This window comes from Mesorhizobium sp. Ca11 (assembly GCF_020165275.1).
Classification (GTDB): domain Bacteria; phylum Pseudomonadota; class Alphaproteobacteria; order Rhizobiales; family Rhizobiaceae; genus Mesorhizobium.
On sequence record NZ_JAIUHU010000004.1, the window covers coordinates 293,263 to 318,566 of the forward strand.

Below are 25,304 nucleotides of genomic sequence, written 5' to 3' on the forward strand. Positions count from 1 at the left end.
CCCCGCGCGAACAGTGATGTCAGGCTTTGCCAATCTTTGCCGCCTTGCCCTTGTCGAACCACCACAGCGCCTCGACCGGAAAGCCGAAATCGGGTTTCTGTTCGGGAAAGCCGAACATGTCCCAATAGGCGCTTCGGTGATTCGCCAGATACCAACTTGGAATCCAATCGCGCCGCGCGCGCAAGGCCCGGTCCAACGCACGCATGGCGGTGGTCAGGCTTTCACGATCCTTGGCGGCGCCGACGGCATCGATCAACGCATCGACTGCCGGGCTTGCAACGCCCGACAGGTTGCGCGAGCCCGATACGGCGGCGCTGCGCGAGTGGAAGAAAATTTCCAGATCGTCGCGGGTCGGCGTGGCGCTGAAATTGAAGGCGGCCGAGAGAAGGTCGAAATCGAACGTCGATTGCCTGAGCTGGTACTGCGCCGAATCCACCAGGCGGATCGAGGCATCGATGCCGATGGCCTTCATGTTGGCGACCCAGGGCGAATAGACCTGCACGAAGGTCTCGTCGTCGACCAGGAATTCGGCGGCCAGCCGCCCGCCCTTGTCGTTGACCACGAAGTCACCGGAGCGTTTCCAACCGGCCTGAGCGAGCAATTTCAGTGCCGCGCTCAGTTGTTTGCGGTCCCGCCCGGACCCGTCCGACGGCGGTTGCGTCACCGCTTCGCCGAAGGTCTCCGGTGGCAGCTGGTCGCGCAGCGGCTCGAGCAGCGCCAGCTCCTGCGGCGTCGGCATGCCCGCGGCCCGGAAGTCGGATTTTTCGAAGCAGGATTGCGAGCGCTCATAGGAACCGTAAAAGAAGTTGCGCCGTGTCCATTCGAAATCGAAGCAGAGCGCGATCGCTTGCCGCACGCGTGGATCCTTGAACTGCTCACGCCGCTGGTTGACCGCGGTGGCCTGCATGGATGGCGTGGTTTCAGCCGGGAACTCATGCTTGATCACCTTGCCGGCGGTAAAGGCCGGAAAATCGTAAGCCGTCGCCCAGACGCGCGACGTGAATTCCTCGCGGTAGAGGATCTCGCCCTTCTTGAAGGCCTCGAACCCGGCGGTGCGATCCTGGTAGAATTCGATGCGGATGCGCCCGAAATTGTTCAGGCCGCGATTGACCGGCAGGTCGTTGCCCCAATAGTCGGCCACCCGCTCATATTCGATCCAGGCGCCCGCCGACCAGCGCCCGACCTTGTAGGCGCTTGAGCCGAGCGGCGGATTGAGCTGCGAGGAATCGAACGGGTTGGCCGTAAAGAAGGCCTTCGAAAGGATAGGGAATCCGACGACGTTGAGGATGGTGCGGGCCGACTGCTTGCCGGAGAATTTGAGCTCGACCGTGTGGGTGTCCTTCGCCACCGCGTCATCCAGATGCGTCAGCGACAGCGCATAGTCCGGATGCCCTTTGTCTTTCAGCAGCTTGAAGGTGAAGGCAACATCGTCGGCGGTGAGCGGCGTGCCGTCATGGAAGCGCGCCTGCGGGCGCAGCGAGAAGGTGAAGGTGTTGCGGTCGTCGGAGATCGTGACGCTCTCGGCGATCAGTCCATAGGCCGCATCCGGCTCGTCAAGCGCCCGCACCATCAAGGAATCGAAGCACATTTCCATGCGCTGCGGGGAATCGCCCTTGGGGACGAACGAATTCAACGTGTTGAAGGTCTGCGGGCTCTGGTTGGCGCCCCAGTTGGGCGGCGAGAAGTTGAAGGTGCCGCCTTGCGGCGCATCGACATTGACATAGTCGAAATGCGTGAAGTCAGGCTTGTATTTCAGATCGCCGAAGGCCGACAGGCCATGCAGCCTGATGCCGGTCGGGGTACCGGCAAAGGCGCGGCCGGGCAGCAACGCGGCGGCCGTGGCCGCGGCGCCGAGCGCCAGGAAGTCGCGGCGAGGAAGCAAAGTCCGCCGCTCCATCAATTGAGGCCTTTGTACCTGGCGGCCAGCGCCTTTTCCTTGGCCGTGTCGATCCACCAGGAATCGATATCGGCGCCGCGGTAGCTGGGCTGCTTATCCGGCATGCCGAATTTATTCCAGTAGGCGTACCAGACAGCGGTGCGATGGTACTGCGGCAGGACGTAGAAGTTCCACAAGAGCACCCGGTCAAGGGCGTGGGTGGCGGCGATAAGATCGGCGCGGTCGCCGGCAAAAACGATCCGATCTATCAGGGCGTCTACGACCGGGTCCTTAATGCCCATCAGGTTACGCGAGCCTGGGGCGTCTGCTGCCTTCGAACTCCAGAATTCGCGTTGCTCGTTGCCGGGCGATTCAGATTGCTGAAGCACCGTCGTTACCATATCGAAGTCGAAGTGGTTGATCCGGTTGATGTACTGGGTCTGGTCGATGATGCGTAGGGTCGCGTCGATCCCTATTTTGCGGAGGTTAGCGATGTAAGGGCTGGAGATGACTTGGTCGGTGTCGTTCGAACCGAGTATCTCGAACTTAAGCGGCTCGCCGGACTTTGTGTTGATCATCTTGCCGCCCTTGATCTGCCAGCCGGCCTGAGCAAGGAGATCAACGGCCCGCTTAAGATGTTTCCGCTCCGCTTGCGGTGAGTCATAGACAGGTAGCTTGAACTCCTGAGTGAACAATTCGGGCGGCAGCTTGTCGCGATATTTTTCCAGGATTTCCAGTTCCTTGCCTTGCGGCAGGCCGCTCGACGCCAGTTCGGTGCCTTGGAAATAGCTCGACGTTCTGGTGTTGAAGCCAAAAAACAGCGTCCTGTTCATCGTCTCGAAATCGAAGGGCTGGGTCAGCGCCTCACGCACCCGACGATCTTGGAAAAGTGCTCGCCGCTGGTTGAACACGAAGCCCTGCATGGGCTGCGCATGTTCGCTTTCGAAGGTCTTCTTGATCACGTCGCCGCCCTTGAAGGCCGGAAAGTCATAGGCCGTTGCCCATTTGCGCGAACTCATTTCGCGGTGGATGTCGTCGAGCCCCCCCTTGGTGAAGGCCTGCCAGGCAGCGTTGTCATCGAGGATGTAGGTAAAGCGCTGGGTGTCGAAATTCTCGCGCCCGATCTTGACCGGCAGCTTGGCGCCCCAATAGTCCGGCACGCGCTGCCAGACGATTTCCGAGCCTGGCTTGAAGCTGGCGATCTTGTAGGCCGCGGAGCCCAGTGGCGGCTCGAGCGTCGGCCTTGTGATGTCGCGCTTCTTGCCGCTGGCGTCCGTGCCTTCCCACCAGTGCTTCGGCAAGACGACGAGATCGCCGAGGATCTTGGGCAGCTCGCGGTTGCCCTTCTGGTTGAAATGGAACTCGACCTCGCGGTCCGAGACCGCGACCGCCTCGGTCACGTTCTCGAAATAGCGATTGTATCTGGGGCTGTTGGCCTTCAGCACCTGGAATGACCAGACCACGTCGTCGACGGTGATCGGCTTGCCGTCATGCCATTTTGCACGAGGATCGAGTCGGTAGGTGGCTGAGGAAAAATCGGCAGGATACTTGAAGGCGTCTGCGATCAGGGGGTGGCTCACACTGCCTTCATCAGTAGCCTGTTCCATCAGCGTGTCGTAAAGCAGGCTGCCACCAAAATCGGCGAAGCCAGCAGCGGGTGACCCTTGCACTATGAAGGGATTGAAGCTGTCGAAGGTCCCTATAGCGACGGCATTGTAGGTGCCGCCCTTCGGCGCATTCGGATTGACGTAGTCGTAATGCTGGAAATTGTCGCCGTATTTTGAAGGTCCGATCAGCGACGATGTCGTGCGCCATTCGTCGGCGAAGCCGGCCTGCAGGCTGGCGGCGAAGGCAAGCGCGAATGCCGATGCGAAAAGCGTGCGGAAGCGGCCAACCTTCATGCGTTCTCCTCGTCGCGAACTCCAGAGCGGTTCATCGTTTCCCGGAAACGACAACCGCTCTATCGCTTTGTTTCGACGCAATTCCGGACGGAAACCCGGTTCCCGCTTTCGTGGAATTGCTCTGCCCACCCGCAATCTAGATCATTTGACGCGGGTGGAAACCGCAAGTGCCGCCTTTGTCGCGATCCATGCAGCTTTCCTAACAAAAAAGCCGGGATGAACCCGGCTTTTCCAAGGAAGTCTCTATGACAAATTGTTTATTGAGCGGGCGCGGCGGGCTTGGCCGGAGCGGTTCCCTCGGCCGGCTTGGCCGGCGCGGCGCCTTCGGCGGGCTTCGCGGGTGCGGCACCTTCCGCCGGCTTGGCTTCCGCCGAAGCACCCGGCTGCGGCAGCGGCTTCGGATTGTCCGACAGCGTGCGCAGATAGGCGATCACATTGGCGCGGTCTTCATCCTTCGGCAGGCCGGCGAAGCCCATCGCCGTGCCCTTCACGAACTTCTTCGGCGAGGTGATGAAGTGGTTGAGATTGTCGTACGTCCAGTGCTCCTGGCCGCCCTTGGAGAAATCCTTCATGCCGGCCGAATAGGCGAAGCCTTCATGCTCGGCGACGGGGCGGTCGACGATGTCCCAAAGGTCCGGACCGACCTTGTTCGGACCGCCTTTTTCGCCGGAATGGCAGGCCTGGCATTTCTTGAAGATCGCGGCGCCCGCCTCGGCATTGGCGGTGGCGAGCAGGTCGGCGATCGGTTTGGCTTCCGCCGCGGGAGCAGCCGGACCGCCTTCGGCCGGTTCCTGCGCTTCGATGGCGAAGCCGGGCTTTTCGGGCGTCGGCGAGGCGAACAGCCCGTCCGAGACGAGGCCTATGGAAAAGACGATGAAGCAGGTTCCAAGAAATCCGCCGAGCAGCTTGTTGACTTCGTTGGAATCCATACGCCCCTTGCTCCTTTTCCGGCGGACCGTCCCGTCCACTCCGTCCGTCGGTCTCGCGAACTGCCCTGAAAGGCCAGTCAAACCGCGCGGAAACTAGGTCTTTTGCTCTGGCGTTGCAACACCTATAAGGGCGCTTCCAGTGAGACCTTTTGCCACTTTTCCATCCGCTTTTTTCGGCTGCCCTGAAATCCGATGTCGACCTTGATCCTGATCCCCGCCCGCATGGCCTCGACGCGCCTGCCGGGCAAGCCGCTGGCCGACATTGCGGGCGTGCCGATGATCGTCCATGTCGCCCGGCGCGGGGCCGAGGCCGGGCTTGGCCGCGTGGTGGTGGCGACCGACACGGAAGCGGTCGCACAGGCAGTGCGGGCGCATGGTTTCGAGGCTGTCATGACCCGCACGGATCACGAATCGGGCTCCGACCGCATCTTCGAGGCTCTGACGGCCCTCGACCCCGAAAAGCAGGTGGAAACGATCGTCAACGTTCAGGGCGATCTGCCGACCATCGACCCCGAGATCATCGGCGCGTCGCTGCGGCCGTTTGAGGACAAATCGGTCGATATCGCCACGCTTGGCGTCGAGATCGTGCGCGACGAGGAGAAGACCAATCCCAATGTCGTCAAGATCGTCGGCTCGCCACAGTCCGCGACACGGTTGCGAGCGCTCTATTTCACCCGCGCCACTGCGCCTTGGGGCGAGGGGCCGCTCTACCACCACATCGGCCTCTACGCGTATCGCCGCGCCGCGCTGGAACGCTTCGTCGCGCTAAAGCCGTCGCCGCTGGAGCGTCGCGAGCGGCTGGAGCAGCTGCGCGCGCTGGAAGCCGGCATGCGCATCGACGCCGAGATCGTCCATTCCGTGCCGCTCGGCGTCGACACGCCCCACGATCTCGAACGCGCCAGGCAAATCCTTTCAAAATGAGACATCAGCATGCCTGAAAAGACCAACAGAATTTCCTTCCAGGGCGAGCCCGGCGCCAATTCCGACACGGCGTGCCGCAACATGTTCCCCGCGATGGAGCCGTTGCCGTGCCCGACCTTCGAGGATGCCTTCAACGCGGTCGAGACCGGCAAGGCCGATCTCGCCATGATTCCGATCGAGAACACCATCGCCGGCCGCGTCGCCGACATCCACCACCTCTTGCCGGAATCGAAGCTGCACATCGTCGGCGAATATTTCCTGCCGATCCATTTCCAGCTGATGGTGCTGCCGGGCGTGAAGCGCGAAGAGATCAGGACCGTCCACAGCCACATCCACGCGCTCGGCCAGTGCCGCAAATATATCCGCAAGAACGGCTGGAAGCCTGTGGTCGCCGGCGACACGGCGGGTTCGGCCAAGATGGTGTCGGAGGTCAGGGACCGCACCATGGCCGCGCTGGCGCCGGCTTTAGCCGCCGAGCTCTATGGGCTCGACATCGTCGAGAAGAATGTCGAGGACACCGACTCCAACGTCACCCGCTTCGTCGTGCTGACCAAGAACAAGCAATGGGCGGAGCGCCCCGCGCCGGACGCCAAGATGATGACCACCTTCATCTTCCGTGTCCGCAACGTGCCGGCCGCGCTCTATAAGGCCATGGGCGGCTTCGCCACCAACGGCATCAACATGACCAAGTTGGAGAGCTACCAGCTTGGTGCCTTCACCGCGACGCTGTTCTACGCCGACATCGAGGGCCACCCGGACGATCCGCTGGTCAAGCTGGCGCTGGACGAGCTGCGCTTCTTCTCGCGCGAGATGCGCATCCTCGGCGTCTATCCGGCCAGCGCCTCGCGCGAGCAGTGGAAGGTCGCGGACTGAACGGTCTTCGGTCCGTAAGCTGACGGTTCAAAGGGCACGACTGCCCTTCGGGGATTGGCGGAGGCATGCGTGCTTCGTCATCCACGGGCGAAGCAAGGAGCGAAGCGACGCGCGCAGACCCGAGGATCCATTCCGTTACGCCGGAGCGCCGCCCACCAGTCCAGAATTCTGCTCCGCTGCACCCTTCCGCCGAGGTCACGACATGGATTCCAGGGTCTCGCTTCGCTATCCCTGGAATGGCGATGTCACGGGCGTTCCGGCTATTCTCGGACTCCGCCACTCAACCATTCTCAGCCGAACCCCAACGGCACGTAGTCGATCTCCATGAACTTCTCGACCTCGGGCACCCAGCGGTCGCGCACGAAGGCGACATGGTCGGGGTGCTCGTTGTAGCGCGTGTAGGCCGCCTGGTCGGCGAATTCCATCGAGAAGCCGAACTGGTAGTCGTTCTTCGGGCTCACCTGCCGCAACTGCTCGAAATGCGTGACGCCCTTGATCCCGGTCAGGATCTTCTTCGCATCGTGCAGGAAGCGCTTCGTCTCCAGCGATTGCAGCGGATGCTTCAGCGTGAACACGACGGTATGGCGGATCATGTCTCGTCTCCTATTCGCTGTCGACCCAGGCGCGGATGAGGTGATGGGCGATTGCCCCTTTCGGCGGTGTAATCAAGCCATCGGCATGCTGCCTGTCCAGCATCGTGCGCACCTCGTCGCGGAAGAACCAGCGGCAGTCCTCCAGCTCGTTGAGGTCGGCCTGGATATCCTCGTTAAGGGGCTCGCCGAAACAACCGATCATCAGCGAATAGGGGAACGGCCAGGGTTGGCTGGCGTGGTAGACGACGCGGCCGAGCCGGATGCCGGCCTCTTCGAGCGTCTCGCGCCGTACCGCCGCCTCGATTGTCTCGCCCGGCTCGATGAAGCCTGCAAGCGCCGAATACATGCCCGGCGCGAAATGCCTGCCGCGCCCCAATAGGCATTTCTCGCGCGTCGCCGTCAGCATGATTGCCACCGGATCGGTGCGCGGGAAATGGTCGGTGCCGCAGGCAGGGCAATGGCGCCGGTAGCCGCCGGCGCGCATCTCCGAGCGGTTGCCGCATTTGGAGCAGAAGGCATGGCTTACGTGCCAGGCAAGCAGCGCCGCGCCTTGCGCCAGCGCGCCGGCCGCCGCCTCGTCGACCAGCCCTTGCATATAGACGGAACGATAGTCGATCGCCTTGATCGTCTCGGGCAGCTTTTCCGGCTCGATGCCGGCGGGCACGGCCAGCACCGGCCCGCTGTCAGAGAAGCCGAGCAGCACGCCGCGATCGAGTGCGGCTTCGAAAGCTCCACTCTCATCCGTCCTGAACCAGGGGTCGAACGTGCCATCCTCGAGTTTGAGATAGAGCCGGCCGGCACGCATCAGCATCAGCCGAGCGGCCTGGTCGGCCAGCGCTTTTTCGACCGCATCATCGGCGCGGTTCTCGGACTGCCGATCGATGCGGTTGCCGGCGAAACCGACGAATTGGCTGGGCTCGCGCAAGGGCGCGTCGAACAGGCGAAAGCTCATGGAAACTCGGGTGGGCTCGATGTGCGGAATGGATACTGGTCAGCTTATAGCGCCGCCTTGATCGTTTGGGCAAACCGGCGGATATCGGAGCGCTGATAGGGCTCGCGCATGCCGTGTCCCCAGACCGGTCCCGGCCATCCGGGATCGCCCTCAGATCGGGCGACGACATGGACATGCAACTGCCGCACGATGTTGCCGAGCGCGCCAGTGTTGATCTTGGTGCATCCGGTCACCCGCTTCAGCGCCTGCGCTACCATATTGGTCTCGAAGGTCAGCATCGTTTGGTCGAGCGGCGTCAGGTCGTGAATTTCCTCCACGCCCGGCCGTTGCGGCACCAGAACCAGCCATGGCCAGCGGCGGTCGTTCATCAGCCTGAGCTCGCAAAGGCCAAGCCACATAAGCTGCTCGCTGTCCGCCTCCAGCCGGGCGTCCAGCGTGAATCCGGCCTCGAGGCCCGGCAGCATGAGCGTTTCCTTCGCTTTTGTTGCAAGCATTTTCCAAACCAGGAACGCTAGAGCGGCGGCAGGGTGGCTGCAAGCGATTCATTGACCGCCATTATCGATTTGAAGGACTTTCCGCCTTCGATGCGGTTGCGGGTTCCGGCTCGGCCCTTGCATTTCGCTGCCGAATTGCCGATATGGAGCGCGGGAGGTTGGTGGTGGACGATCCACTCGCCAACCGGGTCAGGTCCGGAAGGAAGCAGCCCTAACGAGCCCGGAACGGGTCATTGTTCCAGCCTCCCACCTCTTCGCCTTTCTCCCGCGACATTGACGGCGCCAAGCCGTGCGGGTGAGACTATGCGCAGGAATCGGCCGCCTTCCGTCGCGGTCCTGGGAGCTTTTGACGGCGAATGAGCGAAGCCGGAAATTTGGGGCCACAAAGCCTGGAGACTGGCAAGGCCGCCGCTTATCGCGTCCTGGCGCGCAAATACCGCCCTTCGAATTTCTCCGAGCTGATCGGCCAGGAGCCGATGGTTCGCACGCTGACCAACGCCTTTGCCACCGGCCGCATCGCCCAGGCCTGGATGTTGACCGGCGTGCGCGGTGTCGGCAAGACGACGACCGCACGCATCCTGGCGCGGGCCCTCAACTACAAGACCGCGACCGTCGACCAGCCCTCCGTCGACCTTTCGATTCTCGGCGAGCATTGCCAGGCGATCATGGAAGGCCGCCATGTCGACGTCATCGAGATGGACGCCGCCTCACATACCGGCATCGACGACATCAGGGACATCATCGACCGGGTGCGCTACGCACCGGTCTCGGCGCGCTACAAGGTCTACATCATCGACGAAGTGCACATGCTCTCCACCCAGGCCTTCAACGGCCTGCTGAAGACGCTGGAAGAGCCGCCGCCGCACGTCAAATTCATCTTCGCCACCACCGAGATACGCAAGGTTCCGATAACGGTCCTGTCGCGTTGCCAGCGCTTCGATCTCCGCCGCATCGATGCCGGCGCGCTTGTCGGGCATCTGTCCTCGATCGCGGCCAAGGAAGGTATTACCGTCGACGACGAGGCGCTGGCGATGATCGCGCGGGCCGCCGAAGGCTCGGCGCGCGATTCGCTCTCCATCCTCGACCAGGCGATCGCCCATGGCAGCGGCACGGTCAGCGCCGAGGCGGTGCGAGCCATGCTTGGCCTTGCCGACCGCGCCCGCATCATCGACCTGTTCGAGCATGTCATGAAGGGCGATGTCGCGGCGGCCCTGGCCGAATTCCGCGCGCAATACGACACCGGCGCCGATCCGGCCGCCGTGCTTACCGATCTTGCCGAGTTCAACCACCTCGTCACCCGCCTGCGCTTCGTGCCGGCGGCAGCCGACGATGCTTCGCTTTCCGAGGATGAGCGCCGGCGCGGCGCCGAATTCGCCGGCACGCTTTCGGTGCGCGTGTTGTCCCGGACCTGGCAGATGCTGCTCAAGGGTATTCCTGAGGTGCAGTCTTCCAACCGCCCGGTCAGCGCCGGCGAAATGGTGTTGATCCGCCTGGCGCATGCCGCCGACCTGCCGACGCTGGACGAGGCGCTGAAATCGCTGGAAGGTGCGGCCCCGCAGTCGAATGTGGCGCCGCGCGCCAACGGAACACCCGCGGGGTCCGGCAATGGCAGCGCAACTGCTGTCGCGCAGACCCGGGTGCCAGCTTCCCCCGGCGGCGCGCAGACGATGCGCCTGGTCGAGGCGCAGCCTGTGCCGGATACCTTCGTTCCCGCGCCGGAACCGGTCGCCGAGGCGCCTGTCGTTCCAGTGAAATCGCTGGCCGACATCGTTGCGCTTGCCGACGCCAATCGCGACATGGCCTTCAAGGTGCTGCTGAAACGCTGCGTGCGGCCGGTTCGCATCGAGCCCGGCCGGCTCGACGTTGCCTTGACTAACGACGCGCCGAAGATGCTGCTCAACGACCTCACCGCCAAGCTGCGCGCCTGGACCGGGCGCAACTGGCTGGTGTCGCTGTCGAAGGAAGAAGGCGGCCAGACATTGGCCGAGATGGAGACGACGAAGCGCGAGAATGCCTTCTCCGACGCCAAGAGCGATCCCGTAGTCGCGGCCATTCTCGCCCGTTTCCCTGGCGCCAAGATCATCGATGTGCGCATCCCGGACGTGCCGGAAGTGGATGAAGCCGAGGCGGACCTGCCGGTCGAGCCGGCGGCCGATGACGACGAGACCTGAAACATTTTTAGAGGACCAACCGATGAAAGATCTTCTCGGCCTGATGGGCAAGGCGAAGGAAATGCAGGCCAAGTTCCAGGCCATGCAGGACGAGATCGCCACGCTTGAAGCCACCGGCCAGGCCGGCGGCGGTCTGGTCAGCATCACGCTGACCGGCAAGTTCGAAATGAAGACGCTCAAGATCGATCCGTCTTTGATCAAGGCGGACGAAGCCGAAATACTGGAGGACCTCATCCTGGCCGCCCACAATGACGCCAAAAATAAGGTCGAGCAGATCATGCAGGAGAAGACCAAGGCGTTGACGGCAGGCTTGCCGATCCCGCCCGGAATGAAATTGCCTTTCTGAGGCGGTGTCCGCCAGTTAATTGATTATGAACGGAAATTGAGTCCAGCCTGCAATATTAACCATTTGCCGGCAATGCTCACGGGCTCATTTCGCGGCATTCATAAAGTTTTACCCAAGTCCAGAAGTTGCTAACCCTCTAGCCATCTTTTTGCCCGAAAGAGTCTCATTCTTGCCACATCTCGGGGCGGGCTGGCATCTGGACATGAGGCTTTTTTGGTGATCGCGACGCGATGGAAGACGCCGCTGCTGCTTATCGGCATCGTCACTTCCCCCTTGCTCCTGGCCGGTTGCAGCCAGACCACTTCCTCCCATGGCATGTCGGTGCCGGGTCTGACCGATGCCCTTACGCCGAGCTTCCTCACGCGTTCCTCCGGCCACTCGCTGAAGGACAAGGAATGCTTGCAAAGGGCAATGTTCTTCGAGTCCAACAGGTCGAGCCGCGACGGCATGATCGCGGTCGGCACGGTCGTCATGAACCGTCTTCGCTCGGGCCAGCACGGCAACACCATCTGTGAGGTTGTCGGCGAGCCGGGCCAGTTTGCTCCGGGCGTCATGACTCGGCCGATGAACTCGAAGGCCCTGCCGGATGTCGAGGAGGCGGCCGATGCCGTGCTGAAAGGCGAGCGCAAGGCCAAGCTCAAGAACACAATGTATTTCCACACCGCCGGCCTGCGCTTCCCTTACAAGAACATGCATTACACCATGGTGGCCGGCGGCAACGCCTTCTATGAGAAGCGCGGCCGCAACTGGCAGCCGCTGCCGGACGAGCCGATGGTCGCCATGAACGTGGGCGACCAGCAGAAGTCTGGCCGGCAGCAACCCACGGCCGCCGCTCCGGTGCTCGTGGCTTCCGCCGAGCCGATCGTCAGGACGATCGTCCGTCCGGACCCGGCGAAGCAGGCCGCCTTGGCTGCCGCCGCGCGAACCGAAGACGCTTCCGCCGAACAGACCTATGTGACGGCTTCCGTTCCACCTTCTGCCAAGTCCGGCCGCCTCGCGCAGAAGCCGACGGTCGTGGCAATGCAGGAGCCGATGGCCGAGCCGGACGCCTCGCGTTTCGGCGGCACGCTCAAGGGTCGCTACGTCTCTTCGGTGCCCAGCGCGCCGCAGGAAGCGTCGATGGGCTTCCAGTCGACACCTGAGAACACCGACGCCATCGGCGCGATGATCGCCAGCCAGGATCGGCCGCTCGAAACCAACTGAGCCCGATCTCATCCAATACAGGGCCCGCCATGGCGCCATGGCAGGCCCTCTGCCCTTGCTGGCTGTTCCAAACCGCTCTGAAAAATCCTGGATCAGTCCACCGTTTCAAGAAGCGGCGAACTGATCCATCTTTTCCCTTGCACAATTCGGGACGGAAAACCGCTTCGCACTTTTCCTGGAATTGCTCTAGATCAGGGCGATGTCGAAGAGAATCGCCGGTCCGGAAATCGAACGCCTGATCCAGCTCCTGGCCAAGGTGCCGGGGCTAGGGCCGCGCTCGGCCAGGCGCGCAGCGCTTCATCTCATCAAGAAGAAGGAACAGCTGCTCGAGCCCCTGGCTGCCGCCATGAGCGAAGCGGTCGACAAGGTGCGCATCTGCTCGACCTGCGGCAATGTCGATACCGCCGATCCTTGCATGATCTGCACCGACCCACGCCGCGACGCCGGCACGCTGATCGTCGTCGAAGACGTCTCGGACCTTTGGGCGCTGGAGCGCGCGGCGGCGATGAACGTGCGCTACCATGTGCTCGGCGGCACGCTGTCGCCGCTCGACGGTATCGGTCCGGACCAGCTCAACATCCGCTCGCTGATCGACCGCGTTGCCGGCGGCGAGGTGAAGGAAGTCATCCTCGCCGTCAATGCCACCGTCGAGGGGCAGACGACGGCGCATTATTTGACCGATCAGTTATCGGGCTCTGATGTGAAGGTGACGCGGCTCGCGCACGGCGTGCCGGTCGGCGGCGAGCTCGATTATCTCGACGAAGGCACGCTGGCCGCGGCGCTGCGGTCGAGGACGGCGTTTTGAGGGGACTGGAGAGGGCGCGCGTGACAGATGTTATTCCTCGAGATGCTGGCGTTCTTTCACACCCCCCTCTGTCCTGCCGGACATCTCCCCCTCAAGGGGGGAGATTGGCAGCTTCGCCCCCAGCGCTCTTCCTGCAAGGTTGGCGATTGGCGAAAGCCACTGCGACGGCCGATCTCCCCCCTAGAGGGGGAGATGTCCGGCAGGACAGAGGGGGGCGCGACAGAACGCCAGCCTTCCAGATTGGTCGTCCTTTCCTTCCTAGCGACGTTTCTCGCTCTTCTCCTCACCACCCCCACCCATGCCGCCCCCATCGACGACCAGTTCCAGGCCTGGCTGCAGACCGACCTCTGGCCCGAAGCCAAGTCCAAAGGCATCTCCAAGAAGACCTTCGACGCCGCCTTCCTCGGCGTGAAGCCGAACCTGAAACTGCCCGATCTCGTCCTGCCCGGCGAGAAGCCGACGACGCCTGAGAAGCAGCATCAGGCCGAGTTCGGCCCGCCTGCCAGCTACTTCGCCGAGAAGGTGGTTCGGGCCGTCACCTCGGGCGGAAGGACGCGCGAGAGCGCCAATGCCCGGACGCTCGGGCTGATCGAGAAGCGCTATGGCGTTCCAGGCGAGATCGTGCTTGCGATCTGGGGCCGCGAGACCGGATTCGGCGCGGCCAAGATGCCTTACGACGCCTTCGAGGTGCTGGGCACCAAGGCGTTCACGTCGACCAAGAAGGATTTCTTCCGCACCGAGGTGCTGGCGGCGCTCGAAATCGTCGAGCGCGGGCTGGCGCCGGTCAATGCGATGAAATCGTCCTGGGCTGGTGCGCTCGGCCAGCCGCAATTCATGCCGACCTCCTTCTTGAAGCACGCCGTCGATTTCGACGGCGACGGCCGGCCCGACATCTGGAATTCGACGCCCGATGTGCTCGCCTCGATCGCCAACTATCTCGTCCATTATGGCTGGGTGAGGGGGCGCGGCTGGGGGGGCGAGGTGACGGTGCCGGCAAATGTGTCGTGCTCGCTCGAAGGACCCGACCGGGGCAAGAGGATCTCCGATTGGGTGGCGATGGGCATCAGGCGCGTCGACGGCAAGGCATTTGCGGCGAGCGAATTGAAGGCTGAGGGCTTGCTGCTGATGCCGGCCGGGCGCAGCGGTCCGGCCTTCGTCGTGACGCCGAACTTCTATGTGCTGAAGCAATACAACAACAGCGATCTCTACGGCCTGTTCATCGGTCATGCCGCCGATCGCATCGCCAAGGGCGACGCCGCCTTTGTCGGCGGCTGGGGCGCGGTCGGCGATCTCCACCGCTCCGATATCGCCGCCCTGCAGCGGGCGCTGGAGGCCAAGGGCTACGATGTCGGCAGCGCCGACGGCCTGCCCGGCTTCAAGACCCGTCGCTCCATCGGCATCTGGCAGGCAAAGAACGGCAAGCCCGCCACCTGCTTTCCCGATGCGGGCCTCGTCGCGCAGTTGAAATAGCGGCTGCCTCGCGAGGGACGGACCTGATAATTTTTTGCGGATTGGCGGCCTCAATTAGCCGGCGCATGGGTCGACTCATGTGGCTCGACTGGTCCCCCGATATAGCGTCTCGCAAAATGTCCGTTGCCGGTTCGAGAACCGCTGAATAGGGTGTTGACCAACTGGACAAAAAACACGACGGTAAGCGGTCAAAGCCGCAGCCGGCCTTGCAAAGAACAATACAGCCCTGAGCCGGGAACTCAGGTCAACAAAACAGGGAACGATCACTATGATGCTGGAAAAGTTTGCTCTCCGCTCGCGCGCCTTGCTTGCCGGCGCCGCGCTGTCCGCGCTGCTCGTCGCGCCCGCTTTCGCGGTCACGCCCGCCGATACGCTGGTCGAGGGCTTTGCCATCGACGACATCATCTCGATGGATCCGGGCGAAGCGTTCGAGCTGTCGACGGCCGAGGTCACCGGCAACACCTATGATCTTCTGGTCCGCCTCGATCTCAACGACACCTCCAAGGTCAAGCCCGACCTCGCCGAGAGCTGGACCGTTTCCGATGATGGCCTGACCTATACGTTCAAGCTGAAGCCCGGCATGAAATTCGCCTCCGGCAATCCGATCACCGCCGCCGACGTCGCCTATTCCTTCGAACGCGCCGTCAAGCTCGACAAGAGCCCGGCCTTCATCATCAACCAGTTCGGCATTACCGGCGACAACGTCACCGAAAAGGCCAAGGCCGTCGACGACACCACCTTCCAGTTCGTCGTCGACAAGGCCTATGCGCCAAGCTTCGTGCTCAACTGCCTGTCGGCCACCGTCGCGTCGGTCGTGGACGCCAAGCTGGTCAAGGAACATGTCGCCGCCGCCACGCCGAGCGCCGACTACAAATGGGACAATGATTTCGGCAATGCCTGGCTGAAGACCGGCTATGCCGGCTCCGGTCAGTTCAAGCTGCGCGAATGGCGCGCCAACGAGGCCGTCGTCCTGGAGCGCAACGACAACTACAACGGCGAGAAGGCCAAGCTCGCCCGCGTCATCTACCGCAACATGAAGGAAAGCTCGGCACAGCGCCTGGCGCTCGAAGCCGGCGATATCGACGTCGCCCGCAATCTCGAGCCGAACGACCTCGATGCCATTGCCAAGAACGCCGATCTCACCACCACCAGCGCGCCGAAGGGCACGGTCTATTACATCAGCCTCAACCAGAAGAACCCGAACCTCGCCAAGCCCGAGGTGCGCCAGGCGTTCAAATATCTGGTCGACTACGACGCGCTCAGCACCACCATCCTCAAGGGCATCGGCGAAATCCACCAGTCCTTCCTGCCCAAGGGCGATCTCGGCGCCATCGACGATAACCCGTTCAAGCTCGACGTCGCCAAAGCCAAGGAATTGCTTGCCAAGGCCGGCCTGCCGGACGGCTTCAAGGTGACCATGGACGTGCGCACTGGACAGCCGACCACCGGCATGGCGGAATCGATCCAGCAGACGCTCGGCCAGGCCGGCATCAAGCTGGAGATCATTCCGGGCGATGGTAAGCAGACGCTGACCAAATACCGCGCCCGCAACCACGACATCTATATCGGCAACTGGGGCCAGGACTATTTTGATCCGAACTCCAACGCCCAGACTTTTGCCTCCAACCCGGACAATTCCGACAACGCCAAGATCAAGACGCTGGCCTGGCGCAATGCCTGGGACATTCCGGACCTGACCAAGGAAACCGAGGCGGCATTGCTGGAGAAGGATGCGGCCAAGCGCGCTGATATGTACAAGGACCTGCAGCAGAAGATCATGGACACCAGCCCCTTCGTCATCATCCACCAGCAGCTGGAAGTGGCGGGGCTGCGCAAGAACCTCCAGGGCTTCAAGCTCGGCCCGAGCTTCGATACCAATTTTGTCTGGGCGGTGTCGAAGCAGTAACCCCGGGCGCCACGCGTGAGCGTAGCTGAAAACCAGGCGGCGGCCGGGCGCGGCAGCGCCCGCGCCGTGGCCATCCTATCGTCGCTCGGCCGCTTTCTGATCATTGCGGTGACGACCTATCTCGGTCTGCTCGCGGTGACCTTCTTCATCGGCCGAGTCATCCCGATCGATCCGGTGCTGGCCGTTCTCGGCGACCGGGCGCCGACGGCCGTCGTCGAGCGCACGCGCCGCGAGATGGGTCTCGACCTGCCCTGGATCGAGCAGTTCTACCTCTATGTCAAAAGTGCGTTGAGCGGCGACTTCGGCACGTCGGTGCTGACTACCAATCCGGTGATGACGGATATCCGCCGCGTTTTCCCGGCGACCATCGAGCTGGCAACGCTGGGCACGATCATCGGCGCCGTCATCGGCGTGCCGCTCGGCGTGCTGGCCGCCGTCAAGCGCGGCAGCCTCATCGACCAGGTCGCCCGCATCGTCGGCCTCATCGGCTATTCCGTGCCGATATTCTGGCTGGGTCTGCTCGGGCTGGTGCTGTTCTACGCCAAGCTGCAGTGGATCGCCTTTCCAGCGCGGCTCGATGTCGTCTACGAATACACGTTCACGCCGATCACCGGCTTCTACCTGCTCGATGCCGCGATCCAGGGGCAGTGGGACGTCTTCTACGATGCCTGGCGCCACATTGTCCTGCCGGCAGCGCTGCTCGGCTACCTGTCGCTTGCCTATATCAGCCGCATGACGCGTTCCTTCATGCTGAACGAGCTGGCGCAGGAATATATCGTCGCGGCCCGTGCGAAGGGCCTGTCGGAGACGCGCATCATCTGGGGCCACGCGCTGCGCAACGCCGCCGTGCCGATGGTGACGGTGATCGCGCTTTCCTACGCCAACCTGCTCGAAGGCTCGGTGCTGACCGAGACCGTCTTCTCTTGGCCGGGCATCGGCCTCTACATCACCAACTCGCTGCAGAACGCCGACATGAACGCCGTGCTCGGCGGCACCATCGCCATCGGCTCGGTCTTCATCGCCATCAACCTTTTCTCCGATTTGCTCTACCGGCTTCTCGATCCAAGGACGAAGACCGGATGATCAGAGCTATTGCCGTTTTGGGCTTGGCCGCGACCAGCCACCCCGACTCCGGTCCTTCGGGCCACCTCGCCTCGTGCCCTGGGGAGAGGAACGGCTGGTCGCATGCCAGGTGCCTTTCGTCTCCCCCATCGAACGGGGGAGAGGCGGTCTGCGAAGCAGACCGGAGTGGGGGCCGACTACTTCAGGAGGCATTGTCATGACCGCCGCCGACGCCGGCGCCTTCTCCCGTCGCGCATGGCTGCTGAGCGACCGACCGGCCTCGCGCCTGCAGGCGAGGCTCGGCCGCGCCTATGTCGCCTGGCGCCGCTTCTCCGCCAATCGCTTGGCGCTGGTTGGCATGCTGATTATCATCGCGCTGCTGGTGGTCGCCGCCCTTGCCGATGTGCTGGCGCCCTATTCGCCGACCGTCGGCGATCTGAAAAATGCCCGACTGCTGGCGCCCGGCGCCGCGCACTGGTTCGGCACCGACGACCTCGGCCGCGACATCTATTCACGCATCGTGTATGGCTCGCGCTGGACGCTTTATGTGGTGATCCTCGTCGCCATCATCGCCGCGCCTATCGGCCTTCTGGTCGGCACGATCGCCGGTTATGCCGGGGGCTGGACCGACACGGTCCTGATGCGCATCACCGACATCTTTCTCGCCTTTCCCAAGCTGGTTCTGGCGCTGGCTTTCGTTGCCGCGCTCGGCCCCGGCATCGAGAACGCCGTGCTGGCGATCGCCATCACCTCCTGGCCACCTTACGCGCGCATCGCGCGCGCCGAGACGCTGACGGTGCGCAATTCCGACTACATCAAGGCGGTGCAGCTGATGGGCGCCTCGCCCTTCCGCATCGTGCTGCGCCACATCATGCCGCTCTGCATCTCCTCGCTGATCATCCGCGTCACGCTCGACATGGCGGGCATCATCCTGACCGCCGCCGGCCTTGGCTTCCTCGGCCTCGGCGCGCAGCCGCCGCTGCCCGAATGGGGCGCGATGATCGCGTCCGGCCGCCGCTTCATCCTCGACCAGTGGTGGGTCGCCGCAGCCCCAGGTGCCGCCATCCTCATCGTCAGCCTCGGCTTCAACCTGCTCGGCGACGGCCTGCGCGACGCGCTCGACCCCCGGAGCGGCGACCAATGAGCGACACGCTTCTCGAGGTCGACGATCTGCGCGTCACCTTCCCGACCCGCACTGGCCTCGTGCAGGCGGTGCGCGGCGTCTCCTTCTCGCTGGGTCGCGAGCGGTTGGGCATCGTCGGCGAAAGCGGCTCCGGCAAATCGCAGACCGGCCGCGCCATCATGGGGCTGACCCCGCCGCAGGCTGAGGTTTCGGCGACGAAACTCGCTTTCGACGGCATGGACTTACTTTCCATATCGCCGCGTGAGCGCCGGGCGCTGCGTGGAAACCGCATCGCCATGATCCTTCAGGATCCGAAATATTCGCTCGATCCGGTCATGACCATCGGCCGCCAGATCGTCGAGACGCTGCGCACGCATGAGAAGGTCGGAAAGACCGAAGCGCGCGAACGGGCGCTGGCGATGCTGCAGGCGGTGCAGATCCGCGACCCGGCCCGCGTCTTCGATCTCTATCCGCACGAGGTCTCGGGCGGCATGGGCCAACGCGCCATGATCGCCATGATGCTGGTCACCGGACCCGAATTGATGATCGCCGACGAGCCGACCTCGGCGCTCGACGTCACCGTGCAGCTCGACGTGCTCAATATCCTCGACAAGCTCGTCGCCGAGCGCGGCATGGGGCTGATCTTCATCTCGCACGATCTGCGCCTGGTCTCCTCCTTCTGCGACCGCGTCGTCGTCATGTATGCCGGCAAGGTGGTCGAGCAGATCAAGGCTTCGGAGCTGCGCGACGCTCAGCACCCTTACACGCGCGGCCTGCTCAACTGCATGCCCAGGATCGGCTTCGAGCGCCATCCGCTGCCGGTGCTCGACCGCAAGCCGGAGTGGGCGGCATGACGGCTTCCATCACTGTCGAAGGGCTGGAAGTGGTCTTCGACCGGTTTCGCGCGCTGAAGGGCGTCAGCCTCGAAGTCAGGGAAGGCGAGTCTTACGGGCTGGTCGGCGAAAGCGGTTCCGGCAAGTCGACGCTGCTGAGAGCAATCACAGGTCTCGCGCCGGTTTCCTCGGGCACCATTACCGTCAGGGGCAAGACGCTCGGCAAAACCCGCGACAAGGCGTTTTATCGTGAGGTGCAGATGGTCTTTCAGGATCCGTACGGCTCGCTGCATCCGCGCCAGACGGTCGACCGCCTTCTGCAGGAGCCCCTCGCGATCCATGGCATTGCCGACGGCGAGAAGCGCATCGAGCGCGCGCTGGACGAGGTAGGGCTTGGCAAGGGCTTCCGCTTTCGTTACGCGCACCAGCTCTCCGGCGGCCAACGCCAGCGCGTCGCCATTGCGCGTGCGCTGATCCTCGAACCTTCGATCCTGTTGCTCGACGAGCCGACCTCGGCGCTCGACGCTTCGGTGCAGGCGGAGGTGCTGAACCTGCTGGAGGAGGTCCGGCGGCGCCGCAAGCTCACCTTCCTGATGGTCAGCCACGACCTCGCCATCATCACCCATATGTGCGAGCGGCTGATGGTGATGCAGAACGGCGAGGCCGTGGAGACGCTGACCGCGAGCCAGCTGATCGGCCATCGCGTCAGCGAGGATTATACGCGCAATCTGTTGAGGGCCAGCGAAGGATTTGTAAGGGTTTAGCCCGCAATTGCCAAGCCGCGTCCCTGCCCAGGTGTACCGGGGAGGACTTTATCTGGGGCAGGCCCAATTGACTGGACTACGTGCCGACTTGAGCAAAACGTGAAATAAGGCCAGAAGGGATTTCAACGGCATCAAACGAGAACGGGCCCAGTCTCGATGAGGGATGGCCCGATTGAGGGATGAGATGAAGAATTCAGCCATTTCCGAACGCAAGAACCAGTCGATCTCGCGCGGCGTCGGCATGACGACACAGATCTACGCCGAACGCGCCGAGAATTCGGAAATCTGGGATGTCGAAGGCCGCCGCTACATCGACTTCTCGTCCGGCATCGCCGTCGTCAACACCGGCCACCGCCACCCGAAGGTGATCGAGGCCGTCAAGGCGCAACTTGACCGCTTCACCCACACCTGCCACCAGGTCGTACCCTATGAAAGCTACGTGCATCTCGCCGAGCGCCTGAACGGCCTGCTGCCCGGCAAGTTCGACAAGAAGACCGTGTTCGTCACCACCGGCGCCGAGGCGGTCGAGAACGCAATCAAGATCGCCCGCAACGCCACCGGCCGTCAGGCGGTCATCGCCTTTTCAGGCGGCTTTCATGGCCGCACCTTCATGGGCATGGCGCTGACCGGCAAGGTCGTGCCCTACAAGGTCGGCTTCGGCGCCATGCCCGCCGATGTCTTCCACGCCCCGTTCCCGGTGGCGCTGCACGGTGTCTCAGTCGCCGATTCGCTTGCCGCGCTCGACAAGCTGTTCAAGGCCGATGTCGATCCGGGCCGCGTTGCAGCCATCATCGTCGAGCCGGTTCAGGGCGAGGGCGGCTTCTACGAGGCGCCGCGCGATTTCATGGCCGCACTGCGCAAGATCTGCGATCAGCACGGCATCCTGCTGGTCGCCGACGAAGTGCAGACCGGCTTTGCCCGTACCGGCAAGATGTTCGCCATGGATCATCATGACGTGGCGCCCGACCTCACCACCATGGCCAAAAGCCTCGCCGGCGGCTTCCCGCTGTCGGCCGTCACCGGCCGCGCCGAGATCATGGACGCGCCCGGCCCCGGCGGGCTCGGCGGCACCTATGGCGGCAGCCCGATCGGCGTTGCCGCCGCGCACGCAGTGCTCGACGTCATCGAGGAGGAAAAGCTCTGCGACCGCGCCAATGCGCTGGGCGCGCGGCTGAAGCAGCGGCTGGTATCGATCCGCGAGGACGTGCCGGAGATCGTCGACATCCGCGGTCCGGGCTTCATGAATGCCGTCGAGTTCAACGATGTGAAGAAGGGGCTGCCCTCGGCCGAGTTCGCCAATGCGGTCAGGCTGAAGGCGCTGGACAAGGGCCTCATCCTGCTCACCTGCGGCGTCTATGGCAACGTCATCCGCTTCCTGTCGCCGATCACCATCCAGGACGGCGTCATGACCGAGGCGCTGGATATCCTGGAAACCTCGATCCGCGAGGCGCAGGCCGCCTGAGGATGGTGCGGTGCTCTTCTGACGGTCTGCGCCGGCGCGCAAGCCGTCAGGAGCCCGGATTTTGTAACCAGGATGGGATATCCATCTTGGCGTGAAGCACGCGCCACACATCGATGTGGTCTGCCTGTTCAATATAGAAGATCAAATATGGATGACGCTTGAGCGGCAGGCTGCGTAGGCCGGGCAACCCAACTTCATAACTATATCTCAGAGAGCCTGATGCCGGGTGGCTGGCTATTAACTTGTAGGCATTCTGAAGGTCCTCGACATAGCCTAACGCCACGTGCGAACCAGCTTCACGTGCATAATAATCGACAGCGTCCTCGATATCGCGCAGAGCAAGCCTTCGAGGAATAATTGGCTTGGTGGCCACTAACTTATTGGCCCTGCGCTCGTTTCCTCAACGCTGCGAAATAGTCGTCGTCAACGGGCTCACTCGGCGCGGACGACGCGCCCTCTAGGAGCAAGCGGCGCAAAAGTTGACGATCCTGATCCTGGCGGATCAATTCACGCACATATTCGCTGCTCGTGCCATAGCCTCGATCAGTCACTTGCTGATCGACAAAATTCTTCAAGCTGTCCGGCAGTGAAATGTTCATCGTGCTCATTCAGCCACTTTATGATCTATGGCAAAAATTGGCAATCTCTACGCGCCTCGCCCTTGCCGGTTCGTCCCGACTGAAGGCCGCAAGCGCCGCCTTCAGCGCATCCGGCCCGCCTGCCACCGTTTGCGGCGTCGGCGAGAAGCCGGCGCCGAGCATCTTGCGGCCAAGCATGTGGTCGGCCGGGCGGTTGACGGATTCGATACCGAGCAGCCGGTTGCCCGCATAGTGGTAGATCGAGAACTTGTTCTCGGCGAGATCGCCCAGCACGACATGGTGATCGCCGCCTTGGGTCAGGCCCACCATCTGCAGCTTCATGTCGCCGATATCCGACCAGAACCACGGCACGGCCGAGAAGGGCTCGCCATGGCCGAGGACGGTGCGTGCGGCAAGCCGCGCCTGGTCGGTGGCGTTCTGCACCGATTCCAGCCGCACGTCGCCGCCGGTGAACCAATGCCGGTAGGAGGCCGCGTCGCCGATGGCGAGGATTTCGGGAACAGAGCTTTGCATATGCTGGTCGACGCGGATGCCGTTGCCGGTTGCCAGGCCGGCGGCTTCAGCCAGTTCGACATTGGGCACCACGCCGATGCCGATGATCACCATCTGCGCCGGCAGGCGTTCGCCGCCCGACGTGATCGCGGCCGCGACGCGGCCGCGTTCGCCTTCCAGGCGGGCAATGGTGGTGCCGGTCAGGATGCGCACGCCGATCGCTTCCAGGCGCTGGCGCACATGCGCGGCGATGACCGGCGCCACGGCGCGGCCGAGCAGCCGGTCGACCGCCTCGACGACGGTGACGTTGCGGCCGGCCGCTCTCAGCGTCGCCGCGATCTCCAGGCCGATGAAGCCGCCGCCGAGAATGACCACGTCCTCGCTTTGCGCGCTGAGCTCGCGGATCAGGCGCGCATCGGCCAGCGAGCGTAGCGAGATCACGCCGGCAAGGCCGGCGCCGTCGAGCTTGAGCAGGCGCGGCCGCGAGCCGGTGGCAAGCACCAGCCGGTCGAAGGCAAGCGTTCCACCGCCTGCGACATTCAGCCGGCTCGCGCGGGCATCGATGCCGTCGATGCGCACTCCCGGCCGGTAATCAATGTTGTTGCCGGTGTAGAAGGTTTCGCCGCGCAAGGGCTGCGGCTTGGCCTCGGCGTCCTTGATGAAGGTCTTGGACAACGGCGGCTTGTGATAGGGCAGGTCCTGCTCGTCGCCGACCAGGACAACCGGCCCTTCATAGGCCTCTTCGCGCAGGCTGGCGGCGGCCTGCACGCCGGCATGGCCCGCACCGACAATCACAACCCCGTTGGTCATCGCAATCCTTTTTGGTCAGCAAATCTAGGCTCTTGCGCCAGGTGGCGATTGTCTGCCGCCGCCGCAAGAGCCGCGCATCGGGTCGCACCCAGAATGGCTGTCTGTCAATCGGGCCCAGCGAGGCAATACCGAGCTTAAAGTTGACATTTGTAGTTTAGAATAATTCTAAACTGTTGTTTCAATTGTATATTTTCTACCTCACCAGTTGACTCCCGGCCTCTCCATCGCTTTATGGAGAGCTGCGCGCAAAGCGTATCCCTTTGATGTCTGGGCCTTGAACCCTTTCGATTGGAGGCAAGTGGGTGTCTTTTTATCGCGAACCGCACATCGACGCGGCCACCATTTTTCCCGGCATGATTATGCCTAGGCGCGGGTGGGCGCCTTTTATTGAATTTCCAAAGAACTGGAGAAGGATGATGACGGCACGTAATGGCGGCAGGCTGGCTGCGATCTGCGCCACGGCTGCGCTGACGGCGGCGGTGTTCGTGTTGCCGGCGAAAGCCGAAACGGACGCCAAGGCGGTGATCAAGACCTATGCCGACATCGCTTTAGCCAAATACGAGGATTCTCTGACCACTGCGCAGGCGCTGGATAAGGCGGTGGATGCGCTCATTGCCAGCCCCTCGGCAGACACGCTGAACGCCGCGCGCGAGGCCTGGAAGGCGGCGCGCATTCCTTACCAGCAGACAGAAGTCTACCGCTTCGGCAACAAGATCGTCGACGACTGGGAAGGCAAGGTGAATTCGTGGCCGCTGGATGAGGGCCTGATCGACTATGTCGCCAAGAGCTATGGCACCGAGTCGGACGAAAACGCGCTCTATACGGCCAATGTCATCGCCAACAAGGAAATCGAGATCAACGGCAAGAAGGTCGATGCCTCGAAGCTAACGCCCGAGTTCTTGTCCGGCACGCTGCAGGAGGCCGGCGGCGTCGAAGCCAATGTCGCGACCGGCTATCACGCCATCGAATTCCTGCTCTGGGGCCAGGACCTGCATGGCACCGGGCCGGGCGCCGGCGAGCGGCCCTTTACCGACTACGACCTCAAGAACTGCACAGGCGGCAATTGCGATCGCCGCGCCGAATATCTGAGATCGGCGACCGATCTTCTGGTGTCCGACCTGCAGGAAATGGTCGGCAACTGGAAGGAAGACGGGGCCGCGCGCAAGAACCTCACCGACGGCGATGCGAATGCCGGCATCTCCACCATCTTCACCGGCATGGGCTCGCTCTCCTATGGCGAGCTCGCCGGCGAGCGCATGAAGCTCGGCCTGTTGCTGCACGACCCGGAAGAGGAGCATGACTGCTTTTCCGACAACACCTACATCTCGCATCTCTATGACGCGGTCGGCATCCGCGACGCCTACCATGCCAGCTACAAGCGGCTCGACGGCTCCGTGGTCTCGGGTCCGTCGGTGTCCGACATGGTGAAGGCCGCCGATCCGGCGATCGACAAGGAGCTGTCGGGCAAACTCGACACCACCGTCGCCAAGATGGAGGCCATCCAGGCGCGTGCCCTTGCCGGCGAGGCATATGACCAGCAGATCGCCGAGGGCAACACGGAAGGCAACGCCACGGTGCAGGCGGCGATCGACGCCCTCATAGACCAGACCAAGTCGATCGAGCGCGCCGTCGGCTCGCTCAAGCTGAACGAGATTGCTTTCGAGGGCTCCGACAGCCTCGACGCGCCCGACAAGGTGTTCAAGTAAGATCGGGCATGAT

The 25,304-nt window shown here is 63.2% G+C and carries 23 protein-coding genes and 1 other RNA gene; 15 read left to right on the top strand and 9 right to left on the bottom strand.

Features of this window, described 5'->3' with window-relative positions; genetic code table 11:
- Positions 1-19: 19 nt before the first annotated feature.
- The 3 genes from LB538_RS09915 to LB538_RS09925 form a co-directional block, all read right to left on the bottom strand.
- Complete coding sequence (locus tag LB538_RS09915) at positions 20-1,897, bottom strand: extracellular solute-binding protein (protein WP_224526770.1); 1,878 nt, start codon at positions 1,895-1,897, stop codon at positions 20-22.
- Positions 1,897-3,777 carry an extracellular solute-binding protein gene (locus LB538_RS09920; protein ID WP_224526768.1) on the bottom strand — a complete coding sequence of 627 codons (1,881 nt, stop codon included), beginning with the start codon at positions 3,775-3,777 and terminating at the stop codon, positions 1,897-1,899. The genes LB538_RS09915 and LB538_RS09920 overlap by 1 nt, the downstream gene beginning before the upstream one ends.
- A 257-nt stretch (positions 3,778-4,034) precedes the next feature.
- Positions 4,035-4,706 carry a c-type cytochrome gene (locus tag LB538_RS09925; RefSeq protein ID WP_224526766.1) on the bottom strand — a complete coding sequence of 224 codons (672 nt, stop codon included), beginning with the start codon at positions 4,704-4,706 and terminating at the stop codon, positions 4,035-4,037.
- 192 nt (positions 4,707-4,898) lie between these two features.
- On the opposite strand from LB538_RS09925, the gene LB538_RS09930 reads away from it, so the two are divergent.
- Complete coding sequence (locus LB538_RS09930; RefSeq protein ID WP_224526764.1) at positions 4,899-5,627, top strand: 3-deoxy-manno-octulosonate cytidylyltransferase; 729 nt, start codon at positions 4,899-4,901, stop codon at positions 5,625-5,627.
- A gap of 9 nt (positions 5,628-5,636) precedes the next feature.
- A complete protein-coding gene (locus tag LB538_RS09935) occupies positions 5,637-6,500 on the top strand; it encodes a prephenate dehydratase (RefSeq protein WP_224526763.1) in 864 nt (287 codons plus the stop codon).
- A gap of 290 nt (positions 6,501-6,790) precedes the next feature.
- Here the strand turns inward: LB538_RS09935 and LB538_RS09940 are convergent, their stop codons facing one another.
- From LB538_RS09940 to LB538_RS09950, 3 genes are read right to left on the bottom strand one after another with little or no spacing between them, the layout of a single operon-like run.
- The gene (locus tag LB538_RS09940) at positions 6,791-7,093 is read right to left on the bottom strand and encodes a Dabb family protein (protein ID WP_140843772.1); all 303 of its coding nucleotides are present in this window, start codon (positions 7,091-7,093) and stop codon (positions 6,791-6,793) included.
- Positions 7,094-7,103: 10 nt separating this feature from the next.
- A complete protein-coding gene (gene nudC, locus LB538_RS09945; protein ID WP_224526761.1) occupies positions 7,104-8,045 on the bottom strand; it encodes an NAD(+) diphosphatase in 942 nt (313 codons plus the stop codon).
- 44 nt (positions 8,046-8,089) lie between these two features.
- The gene (locus LB538_RS09950) at positions 8,090-8,509 is read right to left on the bottom strand and encodes an HIT domain-containing protein (RefSeq protein ID WP_224526759.1); all 420 of its coding nucleotides are present in this window, start codon (positions 8,507-8,509) and stop codon (positions 8,090-8,092) included.
- A gap of 183 nt (positions 8,510-8,692) precedes the next feature.
- Between LB538_RS09950 and ffs the strand changes: the two genes are divergently transcribed.
- The 12 genes from ffs (at position 8,693) to LB538_RS10010 (ending at position 21,684) form a co-directional block, all read left to right on the top strand.
- Positions 8,693-8,789: signal recognition particle sRNA small type (gene ffs, locus LB538_RS09955), an RNA gene on the top strand.
- A gap of 106 nt (positions 8,790-8,895) precedes the next feature.
- Positions 8,896-10,710 (top strand): DNA polymerase III subunit gamma/tau, encoded by a 1,815-nt coding sequence (locus LB538_RS09960; protein ID WP_224526757.1) that lies wholly within the window; start codon positions 8,896-8,898, stop codon positions 10,708-10,710.
- Between the two features lie 22 nt (positions 10,711-10,732).
- Entirely contained in the window at positions 10,733-11,056 is a 324-nt protein-coding gene (locus tag LB538_RS09965) for a YbaB/EbfC family nucleoid-associated protein (protein WP_095765991.1), read from the top strand.
- A 216-nt stretch (positions 11,057-11,272) separates the two neighbouring features.
- Complete coding sequence (locus LB538_RS09970) at positions 11,273-12,259, top strand: cell wall hydrolase (RefSeq protein ID WP_224526754.1); 987 nt, start codon at positions 11,273-11,275, stop codon at positions 12,257-12,259.
- 199 nt (positions 12,260-12,458) lie between these two features.
- Complete coding sequence (gene recR, locus LB538_RS09975; protein ID WP_224526751.1) at positions 12,459-13,064, top strand: recombination mediator RecR; 606 nt, start codon at positions 12,459-12,461, stop codon at positions 13,062-13,064.
- 192 nt (positions 13,065-13,256) lie between these two features.
- Positions 13,257-14,534, top strand: coding sequence for a lytic murein transglycosylase (locus LB538_RS09980; RefSeq protein ID WP_224526748.1), 1,278 nt, complete (start codon positions 13,257-13,259; stop codon positions 14,532-14,534).
- Positions 14,535-14,802: 268 nt separating this feature from the next.
- Positions 14,803-16,440 carry an ABC transporter substrate-binding protein gene (locus LB538_RS09985; RefSeq protein ID WP_411909002.1) on the top strand — a complete coding sequence of 546 codons (1,638 nt, stop codon included), beginning with the start codon at positions 14,803-14,805 and terminating at the stop codon, positions 16,438-16,440.
- A gap of 15 nt (positions 16,441-16,455) precedes the next feature.
- On the top strand, positions 16,456-17,523 hold the full coding sequence (locus tag LB538_RS09990; protein ID WP_224526743.1) for an ABC transporter permease: 1,068 nt from the start codon (positions 16,456-16,458) through the stop codon (positions 17,521-17,523).
- Between the two features lie 196 nt (positions 17,524-17,719).
- Positions 17,720-18,646 (top strand): nickel transporter permease, encoded by a 927-nt coding sequence (gene nikC, locus LB538_RS09995; RefSeq protein WP_224526739.1) that lies wholly within the window; start codon positions 17,720-17,722, stop codon positions 18,644-18,646.
- Entirely contained in the window at positions 18,643-19,479 is an 837-nt protein-coding gene (locus LB538_RS10000; RefSeq protein WP_095765985.1) for an ABC transporter ATP-binding protein, read from the top strand. The genes nikC and LB538_RS10000 overlap by 4 nt, the downstream gene beginning before the upstream one ends.
- Positions 19,476-20,222 (top strand): ABC transporter ATP-binding protein, encoded by a 747-nt coding sequence (locus tag LB538_RS10005; RefSeq protein WP_140843752.1) that lies wholly within the window; start codon positions 19,476-19,478, stop codon positions 20,220-20,222. Before LB538_RS10000 ends, LB538_RS10005 begins: the two co-directional genes overlap by 4 nt.
- A 184-nt stretch (positions 20,223-20,406) precedes the next feature.
- Positions 20,407-21,684 (top strand): 4-aminobutyrate--2-oxoglutarate transaminase, encoded by a 1,278-nt coding sequence (locus tag LB538_RS10010; RefSeq protein ID WP_224526736.1) that lies wholly within the window; start codon positions 20,407-20,409, stop codon positions 21,682-21,684.
- Between the two features lie 46 nt (positions 21,685-21,730).
- Here LB538_RS10010 and LB538_RS10015 read toward each other — a convergent pair whose 3' ends face one another.
- The 3 genes from LB538_RS10015 to LB538_RS10025 are packed head-to-tail and all read right to left on the bottom strand — an operon-like array spanning position 21,731 to position 23,585.
- Positions 21,731-22,057: a type II toxin-antitoxin system RelE/ParE family toxin gene (locus tag LB538_RS10015; protein WP_224526733.1), complete on the bottom strand. Its 327-nt coding sequence runs from the start codon at positions 22,055-22,057 to the stop codon at positions 21,731-21,733.
- A gap of 4 nt (positions 22,058-22,061) precedes the next feature.
- Positions 22,062-22,292: a type II toxin-antitoxin system ParD family antitoxin gene (locus tag LB538_RS10020; RefSeq protein ID WP_224526731.1), complete on the bottom strand. Its 231-nt coding sequence runs from the start codon at positions 22,290-22,292 to the stop codon at positions 22,062-22,064.
- 9 nt (positions 22,293-22,301) lie between these two features.
- Positions 22,302-23,585 (bottom strand): NAD(P)/FAD-dependent oxidoreductase, encoded by a 1,284-nt coding sequence (locus tag LB538_RS10025; protein WP_224526729.1) that lies wholly within the window; start codon positions 23,583-23,585, stop codon positions 22,302-22,304.
- A gap of 416 nt (positions 23,586-24,001) precedes the next feature.
- On the opposite strand from LB538_RS10025, the gene LB538_RS10030 reads away from it, so the two are divergent.
- Positions 24,002-25,291, top strand: coding sequence for an imelysin family protein (locus tag LB538_RS10030; protein ID WP_224526727.1), 1,290 nt, complete (start codon positions 24,002-24,004; stop codon positions 25,289-25,291).
- Positions 25,292-25,304 lie beyond the last annotated feature (13 nt).